The sequence below is a fragment of the Vibrio sp. 2130-1 genome (assembly GCF_033339515.1).
On sequence record NZ_JAWOUT010000179.1, the window covers coordinates 1 to 791 of the forward strand.

Genomic DNA, 791 nt, shown 5'->3' on the forward strand with positions numbered 1-791 from the left:
CGAGTTATCTTAACCAAGACTTCACCCAAATTACTCCTAATCAATACCTATCTAATAACTGTCCGTTGAGCGCGATTGAACACACGGTTGAAGCCATTGTTCCCGATAGTCGCATCAAACTGGATTTGAAAATGCAGGCCAATGAACCTTGTCTTCTTCTTAATCGTAGAACATGGAGCCAAGACAAATTGGTCAGTACAGCTCTACTCTACCACCCAGGTAACAAGTACAAGCTGAGCTCTAAAGTTCTGCTCTAGGTGCATATAAACAGCCTTTCTCACCACGTTTTGATCACATTTTAGCAACATCACGCTTGTCACCGCATTCTTTTTGACCTATTTATTTGTATATACATTTAAAGATACAAATCAAAGTAGGAATGAGAGAATGGATTTGCTGATTGAGAATGCCCGACTAGTTAGCATGGAACGTGGTGAAGCAGGTTATTTACCAACGCCACCAGCCCGTGTTGGTATTCAAGCTGGTCACATCGCGGCTATCAGTGCTCATCCAGTTGGAAGTGACACCCCTCAAATAGAAGCGCTTCTGTCTCCTCAACACTATTCGCAAACTATCGACCTACAAGGTCAACTTCTGACGCCGGGACTCATTGATTGCCACACCCACTTAATTTGCGCGGGGAATCGCGCGAATGAATTTGAGATGCGCTTAAACGGCGTGCCTTATCAGGAAATAGCGAAGCAAGGTGGCGGTATCCTTTCCAGTGTAAACGCCACTCGAGCTGCTACTGAAGAGCAATTAATTGAGCTCGCGTTGCCTCGTTTAGATGG

1 protein-coding gene and 1 pseudogene are annotated in these 791 nt (G+C 44.9%); both read left to right on the forward strand.

The genetic code is table 11. The features are described from left to right. The coding region (locus R7Q09_RS25010; RefSeq protein ID WP_318143806.1) for a UTRA domain-containing protein at positions 1–257 on the forward strand (257 nt) is incomplete at its 5' end. A 130-nt stretch (positions 258–387) separates the two neighbouring features. Then, a pseudogene (locus R7Q09_RS25015) lies at positions 388–791 on the forward strand (imidazolonepropionase); the annotation flags it as partial.